Below are 4512 nucleotides of genomic sequence, written 5' to 3' on the forward strand. Positions count from 1 at the left end.
GTCACTAATGGCGAATTGTCACACGTATAACATCGATGAGCCTGCTGTTACTTATTGGGCTGCGAGGTAATTTTTTGGACAATTATTGGCTAGAGTTTATGATCTAAATTACATAATTTCCATAAGCGGAGTTGGGGCAAAAAAGTCCGAAAGTATCAACTGAGAATGTATCTATTCAAACAATGTTCTTGATAAAAGCTGGGAAGTGGAGCATTCATTCACCAAATGAGTACAGAAAACTCTATAAATACAGTAACATGACTCCGTCACATTGGCAGCAAGGAGTTCATGTGAGTCAAGAAGATGAAAAATACCCAGCCAGCGCGATATCTTCGTGGAGCGGCTTCGTTTATCAAGGAAAAATTGCGTTATATCACTCGCTTAAGCTTATTCATGATGGTGATTTGGACTTCGAACTTCAGCTAGATAGTAGCGACGACTTCGCTATTTATAAAGATGGAAAGCTACAAACCGCCCATCAAGTCAAAGCGAAGATTAGTAAGTATCGTAGTGGCTACTCCAAGGCTCTGGAGCAATCCACGTTGTTCGAACACGACAAAATAAAAGGGACGCCCCGTTACTTTCACGTATCCGTACAGCTAGACAATACCGATGATCACAAAGGGACTAGCGGAGAAATAGTGAAATTCTACCGCTATGGAGACAACTTTCATTGTGGACTAGGTGAAATTGAGGGACTGACCAAAGCACTGATAAAAAGTATATGTGAAAAACAGTCCATCACGGTCAGTGATAATCTCATAAATTTTAACTATTGCTTACTCTCAGAAAAAATAAGCACAAAGGCGATACATAATCACAAACTAAATCAAGTGGACGGCTTCTCGGAAAACAAAGCTGCTTACGAGGGCCGTATCCAAGCAAGAGATATCCTAGAGGAATTACTAGCCGAAAACCCCTATCAGAATCGCGACTATTATGCCGTTGAGTTGAAGGCTAGGCTTCAAACCTACCTAGAAGAACGACTCGATCAGGTGTTACCAACAATGAGTGATGTCAACTATGAAAGAGCTAGGCGTCTGTGCGAGCACATACGAGATACACATATCAATGAGTTAAAAAACTTATGTCAGATGATGAAGCCATCCGAGCGGTTTCAAGACATTCAGAAGGGTGATATCAGGCGCTACACCAAGCTCATAGAGGCTATTTCAGTGGAGCCCACATTCAACCATCTTCCGCATTACCTCGACAGCGAAAATCGGTTCTACGTACCTACAGCACTTGACGTAGATGAAAGTGAAGATTGTGAGTCAGACATGAACTATGAAATGAAAAACAACGGTGACCTACTGAGACTACTTTTTGAGTACAACCATCTAATTGCCAGCAAAGCAGAAGCCTCATTTACCTTTGATACAAAATTCACGAACTCAGATAACTTCGACGATAAGTTGGCCACTGAAAAGCTTGAAAGCAACATTACCAAGTCGCTATGCATTAGCGTAATGACAAAAGACGACGCGGAGGGTCGACTGAATGATAAAGCAACTCATTGATGAAGCACTTGTTGCTCATGGCTTTGTGAGTAAGCGTGAATCGGACACCACAACTTTTTATATTCGTGATTCTGGGTCTGCCATTAGATTTGCCATCGTACATAACCTTGAGGAACTCATTACACCAGCCGAGTTGAATAGCCAGATCAATCATCTTGCTCCTGAGGAATTTCTCAGAAACCCAAGCTTCAAGAAAAACTGTGACTTGATTTGTATTTATCGCCTTGACGTTTTGGCTGAGTTCAAAAAGTACGAAGAAGGAATCTTCGATATCGAGGAAGACCCGCATTTTTATAAAAAATATGTCCTCTACTACAGCATTGCTGAAGAAAGTGCTCTCACTGATTTTACCTACGACAAACTCGTATCCATAATTGCTGACAAAAAGGAATTTATTGATTACAAAGAAAATCCTCTTGTGGCTTCACAATACAGCTTCGCTGCGAAGACCTTTATTAAGCTTCCTTTCTTGGAGCTACCTAGTCACCAAGGAAACCTTGTCTCCTTGAGACAGCAAGCAACTGAGGCCGTTGCAGAAGCCGGCCTGAACGATACGTATTCGACTATTCAGCAAGTTACAGACGCAAACGCCGACGAAATAATTAAGGAAATGATTAAAAATGAACTGGCAAATATCCAAGATTGAAGTCTCTAGCTTCAAAGCATTCAAGCATATCTACTTGGATCTTGGCGAGTCGTCCTTGCTAACTCTTGATGGACCAAACGGTTATGGCAAGACCAGCATATTCGACGCCATTGAACTGCTGCTCACTGGCCAAATCAATCGAATACAAAACCTGTTCTCTACATTATTAACCAAGAAAAAGAGAGACTATGCGGACAACCTCTTTTGGAACAGTCGCTCTGGTGAAAATGACCTATTGATTAAAATTGAATTTATTAATGATGGTCAAAAGCTTGTTTTAGCCAGACATTGCCAAGCAGCGATGTTCAAGAAACCAGCATACAATCGTGCTGACAAATACGAAAACTTCAAGCTTTACGAGCTACCAGAGTTTGAATCATCTGCTTTCACGAAAGCCAATCAGCGCGATGATAACTTTCTTGACGAAGTTTTTGGGGGAAATTTTAGGGAAAACTTCTCCTTCCTTAACTATCTGGAACAAGGACAAAACCGGCTGTTACATACGCGGGTAGACGAACGCAAGGAAAAACTAGGAAATCTCTTTAATATCAGTGATATTGAAGCTGAGATTGAAAACTGCAATACCATATATAATAAGTTCACAAGGTACATCAACAATCCTGAACGCGCGGCAAAAGTTATATCACTTAAAGATGAGATAGATACCCTACAAAGCACATTACAGGCAGAGACTGGGATCGTTGAGTACAAAAAGCTCTCAACGACTGATATCCAACCCGGATGGGACAAGGAGATCTTGTTCCCAACGTACTCAGCGGTCGACCATGCTGCATACCTAGAATCAGTTCGTAGAATTAATGACCTTTTACCGCTCAAAGCCACGATCAAAACCAGAGTTCACAATGAGACAATCGATGCCGACATTCAACGTAACGAAGAATCTCTGAGGAGCTTGGCACAGTTCGGTAAAGACCTTGGCAAACTTGATGAACTCGAAGTAATCAAGAAGGGGATTGATGAATTGGAGCGCTCAGCGACCATCATCAAGCGAGGAGCCTTGATGATCCAGGCCGAAGAAGCCCAATCACTGCCAAACTGGGGGGAAGGGCGTCTTGAGTCGTTTGAGTCAAAAATTGAAACCCGAAATAGCCTACGAGCAAAAAGTAGTGCCAACGCGAAAGTCGCTGCTGAATTGGAACGCCTAAAAAGGCAGCTGCTTGAGGAGCATAAGAAGTCTTATCCTGATGATCAGATGTGCCCCCTTTGTGGAGCTGATTGGGAGGTTCACAGATCAATGGTGGATGCCATTGAAACAAGAAGCAAGCAGATCTCTAATTCGCTATCTCAAGACGGCAAAGATTTACTTAACCTTATCGCAGCCATGGACGCAGAGCTGAAGCTCATCGACATCCATGTACAAGGTAGGCTGAAAGTTATCAGACCCAAATTTGAACCAAATCTTTATGCAGCACTTACAAAAGTTAGGCTTCAGCTCCCGGCTATAATTCAGTTGCAGGAGAAGTTGCAAAACGAAAACATTCAATTCACTGACTCATTTACGAAAATTGATGATGTAGTGGTGGAGCGACTGGAAAAGCTAAAGGAGATTCTAAGAAATAAAAAAGAGGTTGAATCGGATGCTTTAGCTCTGCCTGAGGACTGGCGAGACACAATACGCATCACCTTCAAAGACCTGCAGGATTTCTACATAATCACTGCTGAGGACTTGAGGAATAAAGAGCAGTATATATCGATTAAAGCTAACGAGGCTCAAAATGTTAGGCTCCAAACCTGTATTTCCGGCCTTAAACTTATCGAAAAAGAAACCTTAGCCGCGCAAAAAGCTCAAAGTAAAATCAAAAGGCTCCGAGACACACTGAAGGAGACAGAGCAAAGGTATACAGACCAGACAATTTCGGCTATTGAGCTCATATTCCATATCTACAGTGGACGACTGATCCAAAACTACCAACGTGGTTTGGGCCTATTTATCGAGAGTCGCGAAGGTACGCAGTTGAGATTTCTTACTGCAGAGAAGTCAGAACACGACGCAGTCATGTCCATGAGTTCCGGTCAGGTGTGCGCTCTTGGCCTTGCCTTCTTTCTTTCACTCAATAAGGTCTATGCTAAGGTACCTCTTATCTTGATAGATGATCCGTCGCAGTCTCTGGATGAAATCAACGTTGCATCCTTAACCGATTTACTCCGTTGTGAACTCAAGCATTGCCAGTTGATTGTCTCCTCGCATGAGGATGATATTTCTGCCTATATGCGGTACCGATTCGACAGAGCGGGCTTGAAAACGAGTTCACTGAACATGCAGCTATTGGCGAAAGATGCTTTGTAAAAGTAGCCCATAGTATGCAGTAGATCTGGATGACTGAT

Annotated in this window: 3 protein-coding genes; all 3 read left to right on the top strand. The window is 42.5% G+C overall.

Going from position 1 to position 4512, the window contains the following annotated elements; genetic code table 11:
• Positions 1 to 290 precede the first annotated feature (290 nt).
• Genes RH85_RS08580 through RH85_RS08590 form a run of 3 tightly spaced genes read left to right on the top strand, consistent with a single transcriptional unit; the run spans position 291 to position 4474 of the window.
• Entirely contained in the window at positions 291 to 1520 is a 1230-nt protein-coding gene (locus tag RH85_RS08580) for an ABC-three component system protein (RefSeq protein WP_006711829.1), read from the top strand.
• Positions 1501 to 2166, top strand: coding sequence for an ABC-three component system middle component 1 (locus tag RH85_RS08585; RefSeq protein WP_006711830.1), 666 nt, complete (start codon positions 1501 to 1503; stop codon positions 2164 to 2166). Before RH85_RS08580 ends, RH85_RS08585 begins: the two co-directional genes overlap by 20 nt.
• Complete coding sequence (locus tag RH85_RS08590; protein ID WP_006711831.1) at positions 2141 to 4474, top strand: AAA family ATPase; 2334 nt, start codon at positions 2141 to 2143, stop codon at positions 4472 to 4474. Before RH85_RS08585 ends, RH85_RS08590 begins: the two co-directional genes overlap by 26 nt.
• The last annotated feature ends 38 nt before the right edge of the window (positions 4475 to 4512 follow it).

This window comes from Vibrio ichthyoenteri ATCC 700023, assembly GCF_000222605.1.
Taxonomy (GTDB): domain Bacteria; phylum Pseudomonadota; class Gammaproteobacteria; order Enterobacterales; family Vibrionaceae; genus Vibrio; species Vibrio ichthyoenteri.